The organism is Mesorhizobium sp. C395A (assembly GCF_030323205.1).
GTDB lineage: Bacteria > Pseudomonadota > Alphaproteobacteria > Rhizobiales > Rhizobiaceae > Mesorhizobium.
Window position 1 is genome coordinate 1438056 of the sequence record NZ_CP100473.1, and the last position, 20647, is coordinate 1458702.

The 20647-nt window shown below is 61.8% G+C and carries 19 protein-coding genes and 1 pseudogene; 15 read left to right on the top strand and 5 right to left on the bottom strand.

Features of this window, described 5'->3' with window-relative positions:
* Entirely contained in the window at positions 1 to 1632 is a 1632-nt protein-coding gene (locus tag NLY37_RS07155) for a N,N-dimethylformamidase beta subunit family domain-containing protein (protein WP_023743110.1), read from the bottom strand.
* 169 nt (positions 1633 to 1801) lie between these two features.
* Here NLY37_RS07155 and NLY37_RS07160 point away from each other — a divergent pair, with 169 nt between their 5' ends.
* The 6 genes from NLY37_RS07160 (at position 1802) to NLY37_RS07185 (ending at position 6021) form a co-directional block, all read left to right on the top strand.
* Positions 1802 to 2050: a ParB N-terminal domain-containing protein gene (locus NLY37_RS07160; protein ID WP_023694150.1), complete on the top strand. Its 249-nt coding sequence runs from the start codon at positions 1802 to 1804 to the stop codon at positions 2048 to 2050.
* A 115-nt stretch (positions 2051 to 2165) separates the two neighbouring features.
* A complete protein-coding gene (locus tag NLY37_RS07165; protein WP_023756447.1) occupies positions 2166 to 3122 on the top strand; it encodes an alpha/beta fold hydrolase in 957 nt (318 codons plus the stop codon).
* A 187-nt stretch (positions 3123 to 3309) separates the two neighbouring features.
* Complete coding sequence (locus tag NLY37_RS07170) at positions 3310 to 3708, top strand: GFA family protein (RefSeq protein WP_023743108.1); 399 nt, start codon at positions 3310 to 3312, stop codon at positions 3706 to 3708.
* A 116-nt stretch (positions 3709 to 3824) separates the two neighbouring features.
* Entirely contained in the window at positions 3825 to 4016 is a 192-nt protein-coding gene (locus NLY37_RS07175; protein ID WP_023669058.1) for a hypothetical protein, read from the top strand.
* Positions 4017 to 4296: 280 nt separating this feature from the next.
* A complete protein-coding gene (locus tag NLY37_RS07180; protein WP_023684920.1) occupies positions 4297 to 5361 on the top strand; it encodes a glycoside hydrolase family 25 protein in 1065 nt (354 codons plus the stop codon).
* A gap of 153 nt (positions 5362 to 5514) precedes the next feature.
* Complete coding sequence (locus NLY37_RS07185; RefSeq protein WP_023669056.1) at positions 5515 to 6021, top strand: DUF2314 domain-containing protein; 507 nt, start codon at positions 5515 to 5517, stop codon at positions 6019 to 6021.
* Here the strand turns inward: NLY37_RS07185 and NLY37_RS07190 are convergent.
* Positions 6011 to 6969, bottom strand: a pseudogene (locus tag NLY37_RS07190) (LysR family transcriptional regulator). The gene NLY37_RS07185 and the pseudogene NLY37_RS07190 sit on opposite strands and share 11 nt — an antisense overlap.
* Positions 6970 to 7073: 104 nt before the next feature.
* Here NLY37_RS07190 and NLY37_RS07195 point away from each other — a divergent pair.
* Genes NLY37_RS07195 through NLY37_RS07205 form a run of 3 tightly spaced genes read left to right on the top strand, consistent with a single transcriptional unit; the run spans position 7074 to position 8765 of the window.
* Complete coding sequence (locus tag NLY37_RS07195; protein WP_198024961.1) at positions 7074 to 7247, top strand: hypothetical protein; 174 nt, start codon at positions 7074 to 7076, stop codon at positions 7245 to 7247.
* 28 nt (positions 7248 to 7275) lie between these two features.
* Positions 7276 to 7884, top strand: a complete 609-nt coding sequence (locus NLY37_RS07200; protein ID WP_023743106.1) for a class I SAM-dependent DNA methyltransferase — start codon at positions 7276 to 7278, stop codon at positions 7882 to 7884.
* The gene (locus NLY37_RS07205; RefSeq protein ID WP_023697600.1) at positions 7881 to 8765 is read left to right on the top strand and encodes a DMT family transporter; all 885 of its coding nucleotides are present in this window, start codon (positions 7881 to 7883) and stop codon (positions 8763 to 8765) included. The genes NLY37_RS07200 and NLY37_RS07205 overlap by 4 nt, the downstream gene beginning before the upstream one ends.
* 20 nt (positions 8766 to 8785) lie before the next feature.
* Here NLY37_RS07205 and NLY37_RS07210 read toward each other — a convergent pair whose 3' ends face one another.
* Positions 8786 to 9727, bottom strand: coding sequence for a phosphoribosylaminoimidazolesuccinocarboxamide synthase (locus NLY37_RS07210; RefSeq protein WP_023743105.1), 942 nt, complete (start codon positions 9725 to 9727; stop codon positions 8786 to 8788).
* 163 nt (positions 9728 to 9890) lie between these two features.
* Between NLY37_RS07210 and NLY37_RS07215 the strand changes: the two genes are divergently transcribed.
* The 5 genes from NLY37_RS07215 to NLY37_RS07235 all read left to right on the top strand — a co-directional run bounded on the left by NLY37_RS07215 (position 9891) and on the right by NLY37_RS07235 (position 13402).
* Positions 9891 to 10862, top strand: coding sequence for a DUF3592 domain-containing protein (locus NLY37_RS07215; RefSeq protein WP_023743104.1), 972 nt, complete (start codon positions 9891 to 9893; stop codon positions 10860 to 10862).
* A 27-nt stretch (positions 10863 to 10889) separates the two neighbouring features.
* Positions 10890 to 11411: a hypothetical protein gene (locus tag NLY37_RS07220; protein WP_023743103.1), complete on the top strand. Its 522-nt coding sequence runs from the start codon at positions 10890 to 10892 to the stop codon at positions 11409 to 11411.
* 4 nt (positions 11412 to 11415) lie between these two features.
* Complete coding sequence (locus NLY37_RS07225) at positions 11416 to 12021, top strand: hypothetical protein (protein ID WP_245271015.1); 606 nt, start codon at positions 11416 to 11418, stop codon at positions 12019 to 12021.
* Between the two features lie 130 nt (positions 12022 to 12151).
* Complete coding sequence (locus NLY37_RS07230) at positions 12152 to 12616, top strand: DUF488 domain-containing protein (protein WP_031246558.1); 465 nt, start codon at positions 12152 to 12154, stop codon at positions 12614 to 12616.
* Positions 12617 to 13402, top strand: a complete 786-nt coding sequence (locus tag NLY37_RS07235; protein ID WP_156933979.1) for a DUF8758 domain-containing protein — start codon at positions 12617 to 12619, stop codon at positions 13400 to 13402.
* Positions 13403 to 13472: 70 nt separating this feature from the next.
* Here NLY37_RS07235 and NLY37_RS07240 read toward each other — a convergent pair whose 3' ends face one another.
* Positions 13473 to 17237: a vitamin B12-dependent ribonucleotide reductase gene (locus NLY37_RS07240; protein WP_023743098.1), complete on the bottom strand. Its 3765-nt coding sequence runs from the start codon at positions 17235 to 17237 to the stop codon at positions 13473 to 13475.
* 730 nt (positions 17238 to 17967) lie between these two features.
* Between NLY37_RS07240 and gltX the strand changes: the two genes are divergently transcribed.
* Positions 17968 to 19341 (top strand): glutamate--tRNA ligase, encoded by a 1374-nt coding sequence (gene gltX, locus NLY37_RS07245; RefSeq protein WP_023743097.1) that lies wholly within the window; start codon positions 17968 to 17970, stop codon positions 19339 to 19341.
* Here gltX and NLY37_RS07250 read toward each other — a convergent pair.
* Positions 19259 to 20455, bottom strand: a complete 1197-nt coding sequence (locus tag NLY37_RS07250; protein ID WP_023706503.1) for a DUF2865 domain-containing protein — start codon at positions 20453 to 20455, stop codon at positions 19259 to 19261. The genes gltX and NLY37_RS07250 overlap by 83 nt on opposite strands.
* Between the last annotated feature and the right edge of the window lie 192 nt (positions 20456 to 20647).

Here is a 20647-nt window from a genome sequence, read left to right on the forward strand (position 1 = left end):
TCAGGACTTTCCGAGGTAGCGATCGATTACATTCCTGGTCACGCGCTCGACCATCGGGTCCTGCCTGAGCAGGCCGGCGACCCATTCGCAGCTTCCGGCGTGGAAAACCTCGCCCTTGCCGCGCGGGAAATTGACGATCATGCCGTTGCCGCGTTTGACCTTTTCCAGATTGGCGTCGGTCGCCTCGCCAAACAGCGTTTCGGCCGTAAAGCGGCCATCCTCGTCGGTGAGAAACTGGTCCTCGATCGGGATATCGGCGCTTTCCTCGACCTGGCTCGCCATGCCGACGGCCAGCACCTGCAGCCCGTCAGGCGCACCGCTGTCCGGTGTCGGATAGGGCAGGCCGCCGCGGATCTCGAAATCGAGCCCGTCGACCTCATAGCCATAGACATGACTGTCGGCGCCAAGCAGGTCGCCATAATAGATTCCGGTGCCGGCAAAGGCCCAATGCTCGGGCCGATAGACCGGAAAGCCGCGCACGCCGCGCGGCGCGCAGCCGCCCCAGCCGGCATAGACGCCCCTCGTTGCGTTGAGGCCGAAGGTCAGAGCGCCGGGACGGCCGATCTCCGGCGCTTCCCAGGAGTTGGTGGCGCGGGTGACGTCGCCGCCATAGGCCGGGTCTTCGGCCCGCGCGCGGTATTTGTAACAGACCTGCCGGCGGCCTTCGTCCTCCAGCCTTGTCTGCCACATGAAATTGCCGGCAAAGCGCGCCGCATGGCCGCCGCGCTCGACGTAGCTGTCGACGGCGTCCCGCATTTCCCAGGTCCAGTACTCGTCATGGCCGACGAAGACCACGCAGTCATAGCCATCGAGGATTTCGGGCGAGAAGTGCAAATCGTGCTGGCTGGCGAGATCGACGCCGTAGCCGGCGCGCTCGGCAAAGCGGAAGAAGTGGCAGTCATAGCTCGCCCAGCCGGAGGAGGTGTATTTCTTCGAATGTCCGGTGGCGTACGCCCATTCCATGTGCGGATAGCGCGGCACTGTTTTCGGCGGCACCGCGACCTCCAGGGGCACGCGCGGCGCGTCCTTGGGCAGCACGACAAAGCCGCGGCACCACGGCCGCTGCGTCGACACCATGCGCGCATACTGGTCGCGGCCAGGTCCGGTGATACCCTGATAGGCGTTGGAGCCGCCCCAGGTGTTGTAGGACAGCCAGGTGCCCGTCGCCGCCACCTGCAGCACGCGACCGGGTTTTCTGCCGGGCAGGGGCGCGACGATGATGAGGTGATGGCAATGGATAGGCTCGCGCCCGTCCGCCGTCAGCGTCAGCCGATAGGCGCCGGATGGCCAATCGTCGCCGATGCGAAATTCGAAAGACGCCTCCCAGCCGCAGCCTTCGACCGAGCACTGGTCGGGCGTATCCTGCCAGCGCGCCGAAAGCCCCGTTTGCTCGAAGACCTTTGTCTCGCTGCCGCCGTCGCGGACAATGACAATGCTGAAGCGCGGCGCCGTCGAGCTGACATGCATCGTCACGGTCTCGCCGGCGCGGTAGGAAAATCGATCAGAATAGCACCAGATCTCGCCCCGCTCGCCGTCCATTCCCGGCCATTCATAGTAATGGCCGCGCACTGCCTCGCGGCGCTGCTCGGGCGTCAGTCCGAAATCGGGAAATTCGGTTGGCAGATGGGTCATGAACACCGGAAAAGTGACAGGCCGCCATTTCGGCCATCTGCCGGCCAAGCGTCAAATGGAAACGATCGGGCCAGCAATTGCATACGACACAATTGCTTGGCCGCTCTTGGCCGCACCCGGCAAACCGACTATCTCAGGCGAGGCGGTATGTTCCGCCTCGGGAGCCGGCATGCTGAGAGTGCAGAAGGTCAAGGTCGATGACATCTACGTGCCGACGGCGCGCAAGAAGACGCTGCATCCCGAAACGGTCCGGCACCTGGCCGAAGACATACTGGAAAACGGCATGAAGACGCCGATCCAGGTTCGCAATGACGGCAAGCGCCACATCCTGGTCGAGGGCCTGCACCGGCTGGAAGCCGCCAAATGGCTCGGCGAGACCGAGATCGACGCCTATCTGGTCCAGGCCAAGCGCCACTGAGGCGCGCGACCCGATCGAAAACAGCCAAACCGGTCATTCTTCCGCGGATTTTTTCGCAGGGCATGTCGGCACGCGGCGTGCTCGCTCGTCCTTGGGCGAACCCGAGGAGACCGACATGTCCAGACGAATCTATTTCGCCATTCTTGCCTCGGTCGCTGCCTTGTTTGCAGCGCCCGGCCCAGCCAATGCAGAGGAGACCAAGCCCGCCATGACCACCGAAGCAACAGCCATGCCGAAGCCGGAAAAGTCCGGCTTGCTGCCGATCGACGGCCTGAATTACTACTATGCCGTCTATGGCAAGGGAGAACCGCTGCTTCTGCTGCATGGCGGCCTTGGCACGTCGGACATGTTCGCGCCGCTGCTGCCGAAGCTGGCGGAAAACCGCACCATCATTGCCGTCGACCTGCAGGGCCATGGCCGCACCGCGCTCGGCGAGCGACCCTTCAGCCTGGAGGGGATGGGCGACGACATGGCTGGTATCGTCAAGGCGCTCGGCTATGACAAGGTCGACGTGCTTGGCTATTCGCTGGGCGGCGGCGTCGCCTTCCGTATGGCCGTTCAGCATCCCGAGACGGTGCGCCGGCTGGTCCTGGTCTCGACCGGCTTCGCCGCCAATGGCTTCTATGACGAGATGCGCGGCCAGCAGGCGCAGGTGAGCGCGGCCGCCGCCGATTTCATGAAGGACACGCCGATGTACAAATCCTACGTCGCCGTCGCCCCACGTCCCGACGATTTCCCTAAACTGCTCGATGCGCTGGGCAATTTCATGCGCAAGGATTACGACTATTCCGCCGATGTGGCGAAGCTGAAGATGCCAGTTATGCTGGCCTATGGCGACAGCGACATGTACAAGCCCGAGCACGAGATCAGGTTCTACCAGATGATCGGCGGCGGGCTGAAGGATGCCGGCTGGATGCGTGAGAACCTGTCGCAGAACCGGCTGGCCATCATTCCCAATCGCACCCACTACGACGTCTTCTTCGCACCGGAGCTGACGGCCGCGGCACTGCCCTTCCTCAATGGCGAAACCAAGGTGAAGACCTGGGACGAAGTCCTCAGCGAAACGAAATAGCTTGCCTGAAAATACATGCCGGCCGTCTCGAAGAGGTGGCCGGCTTTTTTGTGCCTGCGAAACCACGAAGCCCTGGCGCAGCCATTAGTCCTATCGGCGCAATCGATGGCGCCATCAGGGCTTTTCAATTGACCGAAAGGTACCTGTCGATATCATCAAGAGACCTTCAGTGCGATGGGTTCGAATGATGACGAAATACCAGGGCGGATGCCATTGCGGGGCAGTGCGCTACGGCACCGAGGCGGCGCCGCTCAACCAGCGCGTCTGCCACTGCCGGCGCTGCCAGAAGGTCATAGGCGCGGCGTTCAACGCCCGCCTTTTGTTTCGCATCGACGATGTCACGGTCGAGGGGCAGGTGGCGACGGTCAACACCTCTCCGGACCTCAAGCGCGGCTTTTGCGCCGCTTGCGGCACCACGCTGTTTTCCCGACGCGACTCCGCCGGCATCGTCGGCATCACCACCGGCTCGCTCGACGATCCCTCGCTGTTCAAGCCGGAAATGCATATGTGGACCGCCTCGAAGCAGCCCTGGCTGCAGCTAGATGACGGCCTGCCGCACCATGAAGGCGCGCCGCCTCCGAACTGACGCCGGCCTTACCGGAAATTAATCCCGAAACCACGACATAGCCGGCAAAGCGTCATTGGCGGGCCATGATTGCCTGCCTATCTGTCGTCTGCGGGCCGGTATCGAGGAGACGACCGATGAGCGACAGAATCAGCACCCTGGACGAGCTTTTGAGCGATCCGATGGTCCTCCTCGTGATGGAGCGTGACCGCGTGCGCCCCGAACAGGTTCGCCTGCTGCTCGAACGTGCCCGCCGCCCGGCCGCCGACGCCGTGCCACCGGCGCATGTGGTGGCGAAAAGCTGCATGCAGCAATGGCTGGGAAGGTAAGGCTTCCCCTTCTCCCCTTGTGGGAGAAGGTGGCCGAGCGAAGCTCGGTCGGATGAGGGGTGTTCCAGGGAACGCCAACGCCTCACTCCGCTGGAACACCCCTCATCCGTCTCGGCGCTACGCGCCGATCCACCTTCTCCCACAGGGGGAGAAGACAAGAGGGCCAATTCCTAATAACTTGATTCAAACTTTGTTGGTAATTTCTCGTTAGTAATCGAGGCCGGTTTGTCCGGCGGCGTCTGTTTGCCTTCGGTCTGTTGTGTTTTGCGTACAGGTCCAGATGCGGATTTCAGGCGTCGTCAGTTTCATGTTGGCATCGCTGTGGCTTGCCGGCTGTTCGTCCACAGCGGGCGTCGATGGCTTGCAGCCGTCGAACGAGACGACCAGTTCGGTCGTGCGTCCGAGCGCGCCGGTCACAGCGGCTCCGGCGGAGACCGCCGACCTCGCGCCGATGCGGTCCGACATGGTGGCCGACAACGCTGTGGCCGACAATGCGCCGCCCTTTTCCATGGTCGAGGAAGAAGAGGCCATCGTCGCGGGCACGCCGCAGGGGAGCACCAGACCACAGCTCGAGCCCGCCGCTCTGATGTCTGCGCCGAAGCGGTTGACGCGCGCGGCGCCGGCCATGCTGGCCTCGCCGGTCACCCGCTACGGTTTCCGCGACGCCAAGCCGATCAATTTCGGCAAGGCTTCGCCACGCTACCTTGCCGTCCACGGCGTCGACGTCTCGCGCTGGCAGGGCAATGTCAACTGGGGCAAGCTGCGTGCCCAGGGCGCCAACTTCGCCTACATCAAGGCGACCGATGGCGGCGACCATCTCGACCCGATGTTCATGAAGAACTGGCGCAATGCCGACGCCGCCGGGCTGAAGCGCGGCGCCTATCATTTCTTCTACTGGTGCCGCACCGCGGGCGAGCAGGCCGACTGGTTCATCCGCAATGTGCCGAGGGTCGAAGGCGCGCTGCCACCGGTGATCGATGTCGAGTGGAACGGCGAATCTTCCTGCAAGCGGCGGCCGTCGCGGGCCACCGTGCTGGAAAAGATGAAGGTGTTCATGGACAAGCTGGAGCGCCATTACGGCCAGCGGCCCATCATCTACACCGCACCGGATTTCTATCGCGACAATCTCAAGGGTGCGTTTCTCGATTATCCGTTCTGGCTGCGCGCCGTGGCGCGGCATCCCTCAAAAGTCTATCCCGGCCGCAAATGGCTGTTCTGGCAGTACTCCGGCTCCGGCCTGTCGCACGGCGTGACCGGCCGCATCGACCTCAACGTCTTCCATGGCGACGAGCGCGCCTGGCGGGCATGGGCAGGCGGGCAGACGACCGTCGCCGACGCCGACTGAACGTCAGGCCGGTGCCGGTGCGCCTGCGCTGCCTGCCGCTGCGCCTTGGGTTGAATTTTCAGCGTCTCGCTAACGATCCGCTCACTGTGTCCTTTAGCGGTATCGCAACAGCCTTCCGGTAACGTGCCCGTGATCGGGTTTTCGGAGGGATCCATGCGCAATCCAGTTGTGGCTGTCGCTCTTGCCGCCGCTGTCGGCTACGGGTTTTTCAGCTCGCTCGGCCACATGCCGGGCGGAAGTGGCACTTCGCTGGCCGAGTCGAAGCAGAACGTCGTGTCCTATTCCACCGAGGACAAGGCGATGCAGGCCGCCAAGGACAGCGGCCGCTCGACCCTCAAGCGCTTCCACGAACTGATGGACGCCGGCACACCCGGCACCTACACGGTAAAATTCCCGCTGACCCAGAACGGCGCCACCGAGCATATCTGGCTGCAGCTGGTCGGCTACAGCGACGGCTCCTATATCGGCCTGCTCGCCGACGTCCCGGTCAATGGCAACAAGTACAAGATGGGCGACAGGATGACGGTGACCGAGGCCGACGTCGAGGACTGGATGATCAAGAACGGCAAGGTGATCTATGGCGGCTACACCACGCGCCAGGCGCTTGCGGATATGCCGAAGGAACAGGTTGCAAGATACGGGTTGACCTTCAAGGACTGAGGGTTGAGGCGGGGGCGAGTTTTATCGCGGTGCCTAGAGGGCTGTCGCGCTTTTCGCGTTCGCGTATCTCTGCCGTCTGCGCCAGCACCCAGTCGCGAAACACCTTGATTTTGGGCGCGTTGCGGCGGCTCTCCAGATGCACCAGCCAATAGCCGTCGCCGTCCGATCCAAGCACGCCGAATGGCTGTATCAACTGGCCCTTTTCCAACAGGGCGCTGTAAAGGTTTTTGGTCAGGATCGCGGCGCCCTTGTCGGTCAGCGCCGCCATCGCATCATAGGCCTGCGTACCCAGTTTCGGGCCAGCGATGACGCGATCGGGCTCGAACGGCACGCCGGCAGCCTTGAACCAGATTTCCCACCAGGGATCGTCGGCACAGCATAGCGGCAGTTGGTAGAGATCCTCGGGCGGTGGATGCCGCCGACGCTTTCGGCGAGTCTCGGGCTGAGCATCGGCGTATAGTCCGCCTTGAACAGATAGTGAGCCGTCAGGCCCGGCCATTTTCCACTGCCGGTGCGAATGCCGACATCCATGTCGCCGCGCGTGAAATCGACCAGCCCGTGCGATGTATTCACCTTCACGGCAAGATCGGGATGCATCAGCTGGAATGTTCCAAGCCATACGGCCAGCCAGTTCGATGCGAAGGTTTCCATGGTCGTCACCGACAGCACGCCGGTCGCTCCACCCTTGGTGGCGACCCATGCGTCGGCCAGGGTCGAGAACGCGCCTGTTGCGTGCGGCGCCAGCTGCTGTCCGGCCTCGGTCAGCGCGATCTGCCTTGTTTTTCTTATGAAAAGCGGCGTTCCGGCACGTTCTTCCAGCACCTTTATCTGATAGCTGGCAGCTGATTGGGTCATGCCGAGTTCTTCGGCTGCCTTGGTGAAACTGCCCAGCCGGGCCGCGGCTTCAAAGACCCTGATGGCTCCTAATGGTGGTAGTTCCCAGCTCATGACGCATCAATCCCGCTGATGCATACTACGCGACGTTCGATTGGAAACCAAGCCCGGAAAACGGCATGCTGCATTCATCGGATCAAAAACCTGAGGATACGGCAATGACCACCACCATCGCTCTCTACAACACGCTTCGCCGGCCGGTGCTCGACCTCATCACCGCGCCGTTCAGACCTCGCAAGCACGGCCTGCTCGACCGCCGCTCGCTGTCGAATCATTTCCTCAGGGATATCGGTATGCTTGACGGACGCGTGCCTCCCGGCACCATTGGCTAAGCAAGCTCTTTGACCAGGGGAGGAAAAGATGACTGTGTTATCCGAGGATCTGGCGAAGAGCCGACAAACGATCAACGCCTATGAGGACTATGCCGAACGCTACGACGCTCTGGTGCGGCACGTTCCGAACCAAAGAGAACAGAAATGGCTGAAGCGCCTGGTGAAGATCGCCGGCAAAGGCGGCCGCATACTGGAAGTCGGCTCGGGACCCGGATACGATGCGGACTTCGTCGAAGGGCTCGGTGTCCAGGTTCGGCGCACCGACGCAACGAAGCGGTTTCTCGAGTTGCAGGCCGCGCGCGGCAAGCATGGTGAATTTCTCGATCTCATCACCGACGATCTCGGCGGCCCCTATGACGCGGTGCTGGCCTTGTGCGTCCTGATCCATGTGCCGCGCGAGCAAACTGACCAGGTGCTTGCCAAGATTGCCGGGGCGCTGCGGCCGGGCGGCGCCTTCCTCGTCTCGATGCGCATTGGCGATGGCGAGAAGGGCGGCGAATATCATACGGTCTACTGGCGCAGGGACGACTTCGCGGCCCGACTCGAAAATGCCGGGCTGGTCCTTGTCGGAGACGAATTCAACTTCGGCCGCGATCGCGAAGAGTGGACCACCTTCCTCGCTGTGAGGCCGTCATGACGCGCCGCGGACTGTTTTTGTTCGTGCTGCTCAGCCTCCTGTGGGGCATTCCCTATTTGTTGATCAAGCTGGCGGTTGCCGAGGTGTCGGTGCCCTTCCTGGTCTTTGCCCGAACAGCCGTCGGCGCGCTCGCGCTGCTGCCCTTCGTCCTTGTCCAGCGCAGTTTCGGATGGCTGAAGACACATTGGCGGGCGGTCGCCGCATTCTGTCTGGTCGAGATGATCCTGCCATGGGGGCTGATCACCCATGGCGAAGTCAGCATCGACAGTTCCACCGCCGGACTGCTGATTGCCATGACGCCGGCCGTAACCGTCGCGCTCTCAAAGCTGATGGGCTCGGATGAGCGGCTGGGGATACGCCGCTGGACCGGCCTTTTCCTCGGTTTTGCCGGTGTCTTCGTGCTGGCGCTGCCGACCTTGGGTGGCGGATTTCTCGCGGTCGTCGAGATTCTCATGGCCGCGGCCTGCTATGCCTCGGGTTCGATCATCGCGTCGCGCTGGCTGAACGATGTGCCGGCAACCTCGCTGACGGCAGTCTGTCTGGCAGGGGCCGCGCTGATCTACGCGGTGCCGGCGGCGTTGGCCTGGCCGGCGGCCATGCCGTCGACAACGGTGGTTGGCGCAATCCTCGGTCTTGGCGTGTTTTGCACGGCGATTGCCTTCGCCACCTACTTCTTGCTGGTGCGGGAGATCGGCCCCGAACGGGCGGTCGTCATAACCTATGTGGCGCCCGCCGTCTCCGTGGCAGCCGGCGTGCTCGTCCTTTCAGAGCCGCTCGATATCGGCATTGTCGCGGCCTTCGCGCTCATCCTGTGCGGATCATATCTCGGCACGTGGCGCGCTCCGCCAGAACCGTCCGTGTCCGCGACCTCGGCAAGTTGACCCGCGGCCGCCAGCCGCCGTCAGAAATAAGGGCGCAGGTTCTCGCGAATGCGGTCCAGCACCGTCTTTCCCGAGATATCGGCGGTGAAGGTCTTGCCGGTGATGGTCTCAAAGGCCTGCGTGTAAACCCGCGATGTCTGCTCGATGAGCTCGGCGGGGATTTTCGGAATACGGTCCTTGTAGGGATCGCAGCGCGCGGTTACCCAGGCGCGAATAAAGTCCTTGTCGAAGCTTTGCGGCCGCTCGCCTGCCTTGAAGCGCTCCTCATAGCTTGCCGCAAGCCAGTAGCGGCTGCTATCGGGCGTATGGATTTCATCGGCAAGGACGATGGCGCCATCCTTGTCCGTGCCGAACTCGTATTTGGTGTCGGCCAGGATCAGGCCGCGCTTGGCGGCCAACGCCTTGCCGCGCGCAAACAGCGCCAGCGCGTAGCGCGAGACGGTGTCCCATTGCTCTTCCGATAACAGGCCGCGCGTCAGGATCTCATCGCGCGTCAATGGCTCGTCGTGACCGCCATCGAGCGCCTTGCTGGTCGGCGTGATGATGGCTTGCGGCAGCTTCTCATTGTCGCGCAGTCCGTCCGGCAGGCGGATGCCGTACATATCGCGTTCGCCGTCCTTGTATTTCGTCAGCACCGAAGTGCTGGTGGTGCCGGCGAGATAGTCGCGAACGACGATTTCCACCGGCAGAATGTCGAGCCTGGTGCCGACGACGACATTGGGGTCGGGATAATCGAGCACATGGTTGGGGCAGATGTCCGCCGTTTCCTCGAACCAGTAGCGCGCCGTCTGCGTCAGCAGCTCTCCCTTGAGCGGTATTGCGGTCAGGATCACATCGAAGGCGCTCAGCCGGTCGGTGGCGATGATGATGCGGCGGCCATCCGGCAGATCGTAATTCTCGCGGACCTTGCCTTTGTAGTGGTTCGGGAGTTCCGGAATGAAGGCATCCGAGAGAACGCGCAGTGCTGTCATCCTGGTCTCATGGCTCCTAACAGTTTGGGCGACTCTTAACAAAGTTGAGGGGGCTTCGATACCCGAGGAAGGGCGGTTCGTCCTTTGCGAATAATCAAGACATTGCCTTCGCCGTGCTATCTATTTGCAGCTTCCGGCACTCCTGGGGGACGCGGTGGACGTAGAGCTCAAATTTCTGATTGTCGGATTTGCCTGCGCGATCGCGGGCGGTCTGTCGTTCATCACCTTCGTCAAATGGCGCGAGGTGCAGGCGATGAGCCACTGGCTGCCGGCGACGGGCAAGATCATCTCGTCGCGCGTCGAGGCGCGCGAAGTCAGAAGGTCGGGCGTCGGCTCGGACAGCAGCGACACCACCGAGATGCGCAATTTTCCGGCGGTCACCTTCGAATACAAGGTCGGTAAAAAGAAATTTCAAAGCTCGCGCTACAGCGTGAAGGAGAATCTGGGGAATTTCGAAGTCACCGAAACCCTGGCGCAGTTTCCCACCGGCGCTGAAGTGACCGTCTTCTACAATCCGGCCGATCCGGGCAAGGCCGTGATCGAACGCACCCTGCCGGACGGCGCCTTCAAGTTCATGGTCAAGCTCTCGGCCGGGCTGGTGATCGGCACGGTGGTGCTGGTGTTTTCGCTCGGTGGCGTGCTGGAGGCGATCCGGCCGCACCTGCCCAAGCCGCAGAACCTCGGCGCCGGAGCGCTGCTGCTGTTCATGGGCCTGATGATCCTGCGCATGGCCTTCGTCCAGAAGTCGCTTGCCGAGCAGGCGGCAAAATGGCCGGTCGCCCCCGGCCGCATTGACTCCTCGGGCCTGCAGACGCTGCGAAGCTACAGCAGCCATCGACGCTGGAGCACCGTCTTCAAATCCCGCATCGTGTACAGCTACGGCGTCGCAGGCCAGCACTACACCTCAGACCGCGTCACCTTCGGCGCCACGGTCACCGCTTCAATGCCCGGCCTCGTCAGCGGCCAGGCGCGCAGCTATGCCGAGGGCGGCAAGGTCGACGTGCATTACGACCCAGCCAACCCCGCCTCGGCAGTGCTCGAATGCAGGGTGCGCGGGCTTTGGCTGCTGTGGGTCTGTTCGGCCGCGTTTTTGGGCGGCGCGGCTTGGCTGGTCGGTTTTATCTGAGGCGCCACTTTCATGACGAGACATCCAATGATCGTTCGCAGGCTGGCCGTCGTTTGCCTGGCTCTGCTCGGCGCCGTGCAGGCAGCGAGCGCAAGAGAGTGTCTGCTAAGCCACGCCACCTATCGCGAGCCGCGTTCGGGCGCGGTGTTGCAATTCCGGTCGCTCGACAATGAACCGGCGGCACTGACGGCCGAAGTGTTTTCGGTGACCGTCCCCAACACCGACACGCGCTTGCCGGCCGACATCACCTGGACCAATGGCAAAAATTCGTTTCCGCTCGGCACCATCCGCCATGCCTGCACCGACGACGACCGCGAAGCGGGGCTGGAAGACGGCAGCGGGATGTGCCGGATATGGATGGGCCAGGTCTATGCCTTGACCGGAGGCGGAGCCGAGCAGCTGAATTCACGCGAAGCGACACCGGCGCCCAAAGGGCTGTTGCTGCCCGATTTCGGCGCGGGCTTCACCGAATTTGCCGATTTCGCCAATGCCAATCCGGACGGCTCGGCGTGGGACGCCTTCACATTGACAGGATGCAGCGATGAATAGCGTCATGAGACCGATTGTCTGGATATGCACGCTGTTTGCCTCGGCGACGATATCAGCCGCAGCGCGGGCGGACGAGCCGGCGCCATCGCGCCCGCCGATCGACAAATGCGTCTGGGAAAAGCTGGCCGACAAGACGATCGGGCTGGCCGCCTGGGTGCAGCGCTGCGATTTCGGCTTCCGCCAGATTCATTTCGAATTCGTCGGCAACGCGCTCGCCATCAAATACAGCGATGGCGGCGCGCCCGATCCGCTGGTCGAGGTGTTCGACATCAAATCAGGCGAAACCGCCGAGGCCGCGGTGTTGCGCCTGTTGCTGGAAAAGACCGACAAATCAGGCAGCGCCCGCTGCGTGCTGACGCCCTACACCGAGGGCACCGTGCCCACCGGCGTCAAACGCTACACATTCAGCCCCGACGCCGCCTATCCCATAGAGCTGAAAGCGCTTGCCAATGACGAAGTTCCCGAACCGCCCTGCGGCGACTGGGGCGAAATGCCGGATGGTATTCAGTATTTCGAGGCGCCGGCGGGTGAGGGGCGGAGGGTGCTGTTCGTTCGGGCGGGGCAGGACGAGCCGCTGTTCGACGATCAGACGCTGCGGATGTTGCCGTAGGGTCTATGTGCGCGAAACCGACTGTAACCGTGCCGTGCGCCCTGACCTGCGAGCTAATGGTTGATCGTGCGTCACGCTTCGGACAAGTTTGATCGCCTATGACCACTACAACAGACAATGAGATGTACCAATGGCGCTGCTGACGATTGGCTATGAAGGTTCTGAAATTGACGACTTCGTATCCGTACTGAAGGCGGCGAAGGTCGAATTGCTTGTCGACGTGAGAGATCTACCTTTGTCGAGAAAACCAGGCTTCTCCAAAAATTCGCTCAGGAGCCATCTCGAAAACTCTTCGATCGACTATAGGCACACAAAAATCCTTGGTGACCCCAGAGAGGGGCGGTTGGCTGCTCGGAGCGGTGATCGTCCGCGGTTTGAACGCATCTTCAGAAACCATATCGCAAATGAGGCAGCCGGGAAAATTATCCGTGAATTAGCACTGCAGGCGGAGACAAAGAACATTTGTTTAATGTGTTTTGAAAGGGATCACAAAGACTGCCATCGATCGATTATTTGTGAAGAGATATTGAAAGTTAAGAAGAGTTCAATTAAAAATATTGGTGTTCCGAAGGGCTTTCGTCTAAAGGCTGCGTGATTGGCATCTCTCTCTCGGCGTGACTCTGCAGTGATTTTGGTAAAGGCGGCGCCACGAGTTGGAGAAACTCACGGCGAGCTGGTCTGTTGTGCAGGGCTAGATTTCAGCGGTAACTGGATTCGGCTATATCCAGTAGCTTTCCGGACGCTAGAAGATGCTCAGAAGTTCGGTCGGTGGGATACCATTGAGTACGGCTGGAGCCTTCCTAAAGGCGACCAAAGAAGAGAGAGCCGAAGGCTAGAGCATAAATCTCTCGTAATAACAGGCAGTTTGTCCGAAAAATCACGGGCTCAATTCTTAGCGCGGCATGTCGTTCCTAGCCTCAACACTGAACTGGAGGAAGGTCGAAGTCTGGCGCTTGTTCGACCGAAGAATGCTGAATTCGTGATTGAAAAAAAAGATCGCGCTACATTTGAGGACGAGAAAGCGCGATTTCGTATGTGGCATGACCAGGAGGCTAATAGCCTGTTTGGATTTCTGGATAAGAGCTTAGTTCCGTATGAGCCGGCTCCATTTCTTTTCAAATATAAATACGAAACGATGGACGGGTTGCGGGAAGGAACTTGTCAGGATTGGGAGATAGAAGCCACTTTTCTCAAGTGGCAACGGCTCTATGGCGAGACCGACACGCTTCAAAAGATGACCGAAAGATTTGGGGTTGAGTACTCGAGAAAAGGTTTTGTTCTCGCGATGGGTACTCACAAAGCCTATCCGCAATGGCTAATTAATGGCGTGATCCGGCTCGACCACGGAGTTGAGAACGAAATCCAACAATCGCTTTTTTAAAGGCCTATACGAAATCGGCCCGATCTTGCGACCGGGCCGATGATGTTGCGTTTTAGCGCTAGGACTTTCCTCAGCTGCACCCGCTCGTCGAGCCGCAGGTATCGCACTTCTCGCAGGTGCCGTTCCGCACCATGGTGAAGTTGTGGCATTCCGAGCATTCGTTGCCGGTGTAGCCTTGCATCAAGGATTGCTGACGCCGCGTAGAGGCAAGCGCCTTTGCCTCGGCCGCTTCTTTCGCTGCTTCGTCGGTGAACAACCCGGTGGGATCGGCTGCCTCCTCGGAAACAATATCTTCGACCAATTCCTTGGCTCGCTCCTCATAGTCGCGCTTGTAGGCGATGGCTTCGTCGCTTGCTGGTTTAAGCGCCAGCACATTGGAGCCTGAGAACGCAGTTGGGGTGACCCGGGCAGGGGCCGCGGCAGGTGATCCGGCAAAACCCTTGGGTTCGCCACCTAGGCCAGACACCAACTTGACCGGCGAGGCGCCGCGGGTAAGGCCCTTCGAGAACGGCGTCGCCTTGCCTTCGTTGATGCCGCGTCCGAGCGCCGTCTTGTCGAAATCCGACTGGTCGACATGGGCGAGGTCGTGGCGGCCGAGGTAGGACACGGCGAGTTCGCGGAACACGTAGTCGAGGATCGACGTCGCATTCTTGATCGCGTCGTTGCCCTGCACCATGCCGGCCGGCTCGAATTTGGTGAAGGTGAAGGCCTCGACGAATTCCTCGAGCGGCACGCCGTATTGCAAGCCGAGCGAAATGGCGATGGCGAAGTTGTTCATCATCGCCCGGAAAGCAGCGCCTTCCTTGTGCATGTCGATGAAGATCTCGCCGATGCGGCCGTCATCGAATTCGCCGGTGCGTAGGTAGACCTTGTGGCCGCCGACGACTGCCTTCTGGGTGTATCCCTTGCGGCGGTTCGGCAGTTTTTCACGATCGCGGTAGAGGCGTTCGATGACGCGTTCGACGATCTTCTCGGTCACTTGCACGGCGCGCTGTGAAGCGGGCGCAGCGATCAGCTGCTCGACCGCGTCGTCCTCGTCATCCTCGCTGTCGGCGAGCAGCGACGAATTGAGCGGCTGCGACAGCTTTGAGCCGTCGCGATAGAGCGCGTTGGCCTTCAGCGCCAGCTTCCACGACAGCATGTAAGCGCCCTTGGCGTCTTCCACCGTCGCATCGTTGGGCATGTTGATGGTCTTGGAGATGGCGCCGGAGATGAAGGGCTGTGCCGCCGCCATCATCTGGATGTGGCTGTTGATGGACAGCGAGCGCTTGCCGATCTTGCCGCACGGGCTGGCGCAGTCGAACACCGCGAGATGCTCGGCCTTGAGGAAGGGCGCGCCTTCCAGCGTCATCGCACCGCAGACATGGATGTTGGCGGCCTCGATGTCCTTCCTGGAGAAGCCCAGCGCCGGCAGCATCTCGAACGAGAAGTCGTTGAGCTGCTCATCGGTGAAGCCGAACGTCTCCTTCACCCAGTCGGCGCCGAGCGCCCACTGGTTGAAGACGAACTTGATGTCGAAGGCCGACTTCAGTGCTGCGTTAAGCGCCGCGATCTTGTCGTCGGTAAAACCCTTCGCCTTGAGCGAGCCGGGGTTGACCGCCGGCGCCTGGTTCATGTTGCCGTGGCCGACAGCGTAAGCCTCGATCTCGGCGATCTGGCTTTCTGAATAGCCCAGCGTGCGCAGCGCTTCCGGCACGGCGCGGTTGATGATCTTGAAATAGCCGCCGCCGGCGAGCTTCTTGAACTTCACCAGCGCGAAGTCGGGCTCGATGCCGGTGGTATCGCAATCCATGACCAGGCCGATCGTGCCGGTCGGCGCAATCACGGTCGCCTGCGCGTTGCGGTAGCCATGCTCCTCGCCGAGTTCGATGGCGCGGTCCCAGGCAGCCTTGGCGTGCGCGGCCAGTTCCTGCTGCTTCAGGTCGGACGCGACCAGCGGCACCGGATTGACGGCGAGCTTCTCGTAGCCCTGCTTTTCGCCATAGGCGGCACGGCGATGGTTGCGCATGACGCGCAGCATGTTCTGCGCATTGCTGTCGTAATCGGCGAAGGCGCCGAGCTCGCCGGCCATCTCGGCCGAGGTGGCATAGGCAGTGCCGGTCATGATGGCGGTGAGCGCTGCGCAGATGGCGCGGCCCTCGTCGGAGTCATAGGGGATGCCGGACGTCATCAGCAGGCCGCCAATGTTGGCATAGCCGAGGCCGAGCGTGCGGTATTCGTAGGACTGCTTGGCGATCTCCTTCGACGGGAACTGCGCCATCATCACCGAGATTTCGAGGACGACGGTCCACAGCCGCACCGTGTGCTCGTAGGCGGCGATGTCGATCGTGCCGTCGGCATTGCGGTAGGGCAGCAGGTTGATCGAGGCCAGGTTGCAGGCCGTGTCGTCGAGGAACATGTATTCCGAGCACGGATTGGAGGCCCGGATCGCACCGGCCGAAGCGCAGGTGTGCCAGTCGTTCATCGTCGTGTTGAAATGCAGGCCCGGATCGGCCGAAGCCCAGGCGGCGTAGCCGATCTTTTCCCAGAGGTCGCGTGCCTTCAGCGTCTTCAGCACCTTGCCGTCCTTGCGGGCGGTCAGATGCCAGTCGGCGTCGTCCTCGACGGCGCGCAGGAAGTTGTCCTTCAGCGACACCGAATTGTTGGAGTTCTGGCCGGAAACGGTGAGGTAGGCGTCGGAATCCCAGTCGGTGTCGTAGGTCTTGAACGACATCGCGGTGTAGCCCTGCTTGGCGAACTGGATGACGCGGTAGATGTAGTTCTCCGGCACGGCCGACTTCTTGGCCGCCTTGATCTCGCGCTTCAGCGCGGTGTTGATCGACGGGTCGAAGCAATCGTCATCATGGCCTTCGCAATTGATGCAGGCCTTCATGATCGCTTCGAGATGTTTTTTCACGATCTTGGAGCCGGTGACCAGCGACGCCACCTTCTGCTCTTCATTGACCTTCCAGTCGATGAATTCCTCGATATCGGGATGGTCGGCGTCGACAATGACCATCTTGGCCGCACGACGCGTGGTGCCGCCCGACTTGATGGCGCCCGCCGCGCGGTCGCCGATCTTGAGGAAGCTCATCAGGCCGGACGAACGGCCGCCGCCCGACAGCTTTTCGCCTTCGCCCCGCAGCATCGAGAAATTGGAGCCGGTGCCCGAGCCATATTTGAACAGACGCGCTTCACGCACCCACAGGTCCATGATGCCGCCTTCGTTGACGAGATCGTCCTGCACGCCCTGGATGAAGCAGGCATGCGGCTGCGGATGCTCGTAGGAGGACTTCGACTTGGTCAGCTTGCCGGTGAACGGGTCGACATAATAGTGGCCCTGGCTCGGGCCATCGATGCCGTAGGCCCAGTGCAGGCCGGTATTGAACCATTGCGGCGAGTTCGGCGCAACGCGCTGGGTGGCGAGCATATAGGCGAGTTCGTCGCGGAAGGCGCTGGCGTCTTCTTCCGACTTGAAGTAGCCGCCCTTGTAGCCCCAATAGGTCCAGGTGCCGGCCAGCCGGTCGAAGACCTGGCGGGCGTCGATTTCGGAACCGTAGCGCTCGGCTTCCGGCAGCTTGGCAAGCTCGGCCTCGTCGGCGACGGAGCGCCACAGGAAGGAGGGGACGTCGTTCTCCTCGACCTTCTTCAGGCGCGCGGGCACGCCGGCCTTGCGGAAATACTTCTGCGCCAGGATGTCGGCGGCAACCTGCGAGAACTGCGCCGGCACATCGATATTGTCCAAGCGGAACACCACCGAGCCGTCCGGATTCTTGATCTCCGAAAGCGCCTTGCGGAATTCGATCTCCGCGTAAGCTGATTGGCCTGGCTTGGTGAAACGACGCTCGATGCGCATTGGTCCGGTCCCTTTTGTCTATATATAGCGCTTTTCCTCGGGGATTTCTGCCCCCAATGCGAAACGCGCATGTCCGCCGTCTGCCGGCGTTCGAAAACACCGGCTCTCCTTGTGGCAGTCTTCGTCGCCTTGCCGGTCGAGCTTCTTACGAAGCCGCTGTTCCAACTCTGCGCCGAACCCTGCGGGTCCCTCAAAACTGAATTTTTCCTCGATTCCCTCGACCGAGGGAAATTCACACTATCTAGCGTCGAACCTGCCTGCAAACACTAAATATAGTGTTAACAGACAATTTATTCCAGTCCGACAAATCTCCCTTTTCGCTCCCGAAGCCCCCACGATCCAACGCTTCCGCCAGCCTCGTAAACAGGCGGAAATCATGGCCAAAACGCACAAAATCCGGGGAAATGACCGGGCTCGAAACTCTCCGGTCGCGCCCTCAACAAGAGCACATGGCACATAAAAGGCGACTCGGTTTGCGTCGTCAAGGATTCGTTTGCGTAGCTTTTGTGACCCCAACATCTTGTGTGTCACATATGTGGATAACGGGGACAAAAAGCGGCTGAGGAAAGCCCGATTCTGCCGGCGTGGACCGCTGGTGAGCGGTTCACCCAGGCAGGCCCGGCCGGATTCTGGCTCACAGCCTTTTCATTTTAGCTGGCGTGCATTATGTCTTTGGCCTCGCGCGGGGGCGCGTCTTGTCAATTCCAAGAGCATCCGTTACGCCCCGCCCATGACAGTTACCGTCCGTTTTGCCCCCTCACCAACCGGCCGCATTCATATCGGCAATGCCCGCACCGCCTTGTTCAACTGGCTGTTTGCCATGAACAACAAGGGCCGTTTCATCCAGCGCTTCGACGACACAGACATTGCCCGCTCGAGGCAGGAATTTTCCGACGCCATCCTCTACGACCTGCACTGGTTGGGGATTTTCCCCGATGCCACCGAATACCAGTCGCGGCGCTTCGAAACTTACGACGCGGCAGTGGAGCGGCTGCAAAGGGCCGGCGTTGTCTATCCCTGCTACGAAACCCCCGAAGAACTCGACCTGCGCCGCAAGGTGCGCCGCACGCGCGGCCTGCCGCCGGTCTATGGCCGCGAGGCGCTGGCGCTTTCGCAGCAGCAGATCGCCGAATACCGGTCGGACGGGCGCCGGCCGCACTGGCGCTTCCTGCTGCCGAACTTCACCAGCGATCCGCTGCAGCCCGAGCGCACCGAAATCCACTGGAACGATCTGGTGCGCGGCGAGGAAACCGTCGATCTGGCCTCACTGTCCGATCCGGTGCTGCGGCGCGAGGACGGCACTTATCTCTACACGCTGCCATCGGTCGTCGACGACATCGAGATGGGGGTCACTCATGTTATCCGCGGCGACGACCACGTCACCAACACCGGCGTGCAGATCGCGCTGTTCAAGGCGCTAGGCGCCGAGCCGCCTGTCTTCGGCCACCACAATCTCTTGACCACGGCCTCGGGCGAGGGCCTGTCGAAGCGCAGCGGTGCGCTGTCGATCGAGAGCTTGCGCGAGGAGGGCATCGAGCCAATGGCGGTTGCCTCGCTGGCCGTCCTTGTCGGCACCTCGGAAAATGTCGCGGCGGTGCATGACATGCCGGCACTGGCCGCGCGCTTCGATCCCGCCGCCACGTCGAAATCGGCGGCCAAATTCGACCCGGACGAGCTGTTCGTGCTCAATCGTGCGCTCATGCACCACATGCCTTTTTCCGAGGCGCGGGACCGGCTGATCGTGCTCGGCATCTCCGGCGACAAGGCCGAGCCGTTCTGGCTGGCGGTGCGCGGCAATCTCGACCGGCTGAGCGACGCGGTCGGCTGGTGGCGTATCCTTGCCGACGGCCCGCAGCCGGCGCCGGAATTTTCCGACGAGGATCGCGACTTCCTGCAGCAGGCCTTCGACCTGCTGCCGGAAGAGCCGTGGACCGGCACGGTCTGGAAAGACTGGACGGCCAGGATCAGGGAAGCCAGCGGCCGCAAGGGCAAGGCGCTGTTCATGCCGCTGAGACTGGCGCTTACCGGACTTGCTTCCGGGCCGGAGCTTGCAGATCTATTGCCGCTGCTGGGTCGGGAAGGAACGCTGGCCCGACGACCCTGACCTTGCGCTGGTCCGGCGGGATCAGCGACACCGGCGACACCACCGGCTTGACGGCAAGGCGCTTGATGGCGGCGCGGTCGAGCCCGCCTTGTACGTTCGCCAGCGTCTCCGGATCCGCGCCCGGATCGGGTTTGGCCGCCGGCACCGGAATGAATGGCGTTGTCTCGGTATCAGGCTGCGATTGCTCGGGCGGTAGCGGGTTGCCGCCGATGATCTCGAAATTTCCGGCCTGCGCATTGCAGCCACAAGCCAGCGGCCGCGACATGTTGGGCTGTTTGTAGAGATAGGCGGTCGGCAACTCGCTGTAGGGCCTGCCGGTCGCCGACGACGTCATGTTGGCCGAATCGTCTTCCATGCCGCGCGAATAGAACACCTGCATTTCGGTGCCGGGGCAGCTCGATTCGCAGTTCTTCTGGTCGCGCTCGAAATCGCCGAGCGAAGCCGAGTTCGACATCGGGAAGAAATAGCCGTCGCAGGTGCGCACGCAGCTCGTATGGAACTCGCCGCCGACCGTCGGGAAATCCGGCACGCCGGGCTGATTGAGCACCCGGCGCACATTGCGCTCCTCGCCGGGATCGTCGGGCTGATCGAGCGTGTCGATCTGCCGGTTGCCGCCGAAAAGCTGGTCGAACAGATTGCCGTCGTCGGGTTCGCGGCTGGCTTCCTGCAGCGGCTCCCGACGCGGCGCGGGCTCGTCACGGCAGCCATTGGCGTCGAGCGCGGCCAGGATGCGGCCGCGGTCGCGCCGCGAGCCGCCGCCGGCAAGCTGCGCGCGCTTGGCTTGCAACGCATCGAGATTGGCGTTCATGCGATCGATGCTGCTGTTCAGCGCGGCACATTGGCTGACATTGCGCGAAAACAGCGAAAACCCGCAATTCGCATCGCTCGCACGACCGCGCACCTTTGATAGCTGTTCGAACTGGCGGGAGATGGCCTTGTCATACTTCCGCACCATGCTGGAATTGCCGCCGCCATTCGATGAAGAAGCAAGCTCGGCTTCCAGTTGACGGCAAACGCGGGAGGCGGCCTGCGGTTCAGTGGTGGCGACGGCCGAAAGCACAAGCGCGCCGAGCAGCGCAGCCAGATGCTTCAGCCTCCATCGTCCGCCCGTCATTGCCCGAAACCCCGCTTGCCTGCCTGTCTACCGGATTCGCGGTTAACCGTTCCCTCAATCTACAACCAAAGATGGTCTTAGCCCATAGACGCGTTGCAGGAGGGGTTTGGTTAGAGCGGCAACTGTGCGGTCTCACCGCTGCATGAAAAAGGCGCAATCGCCCCGGAATTATCCCACGATCCAGCAATGCCC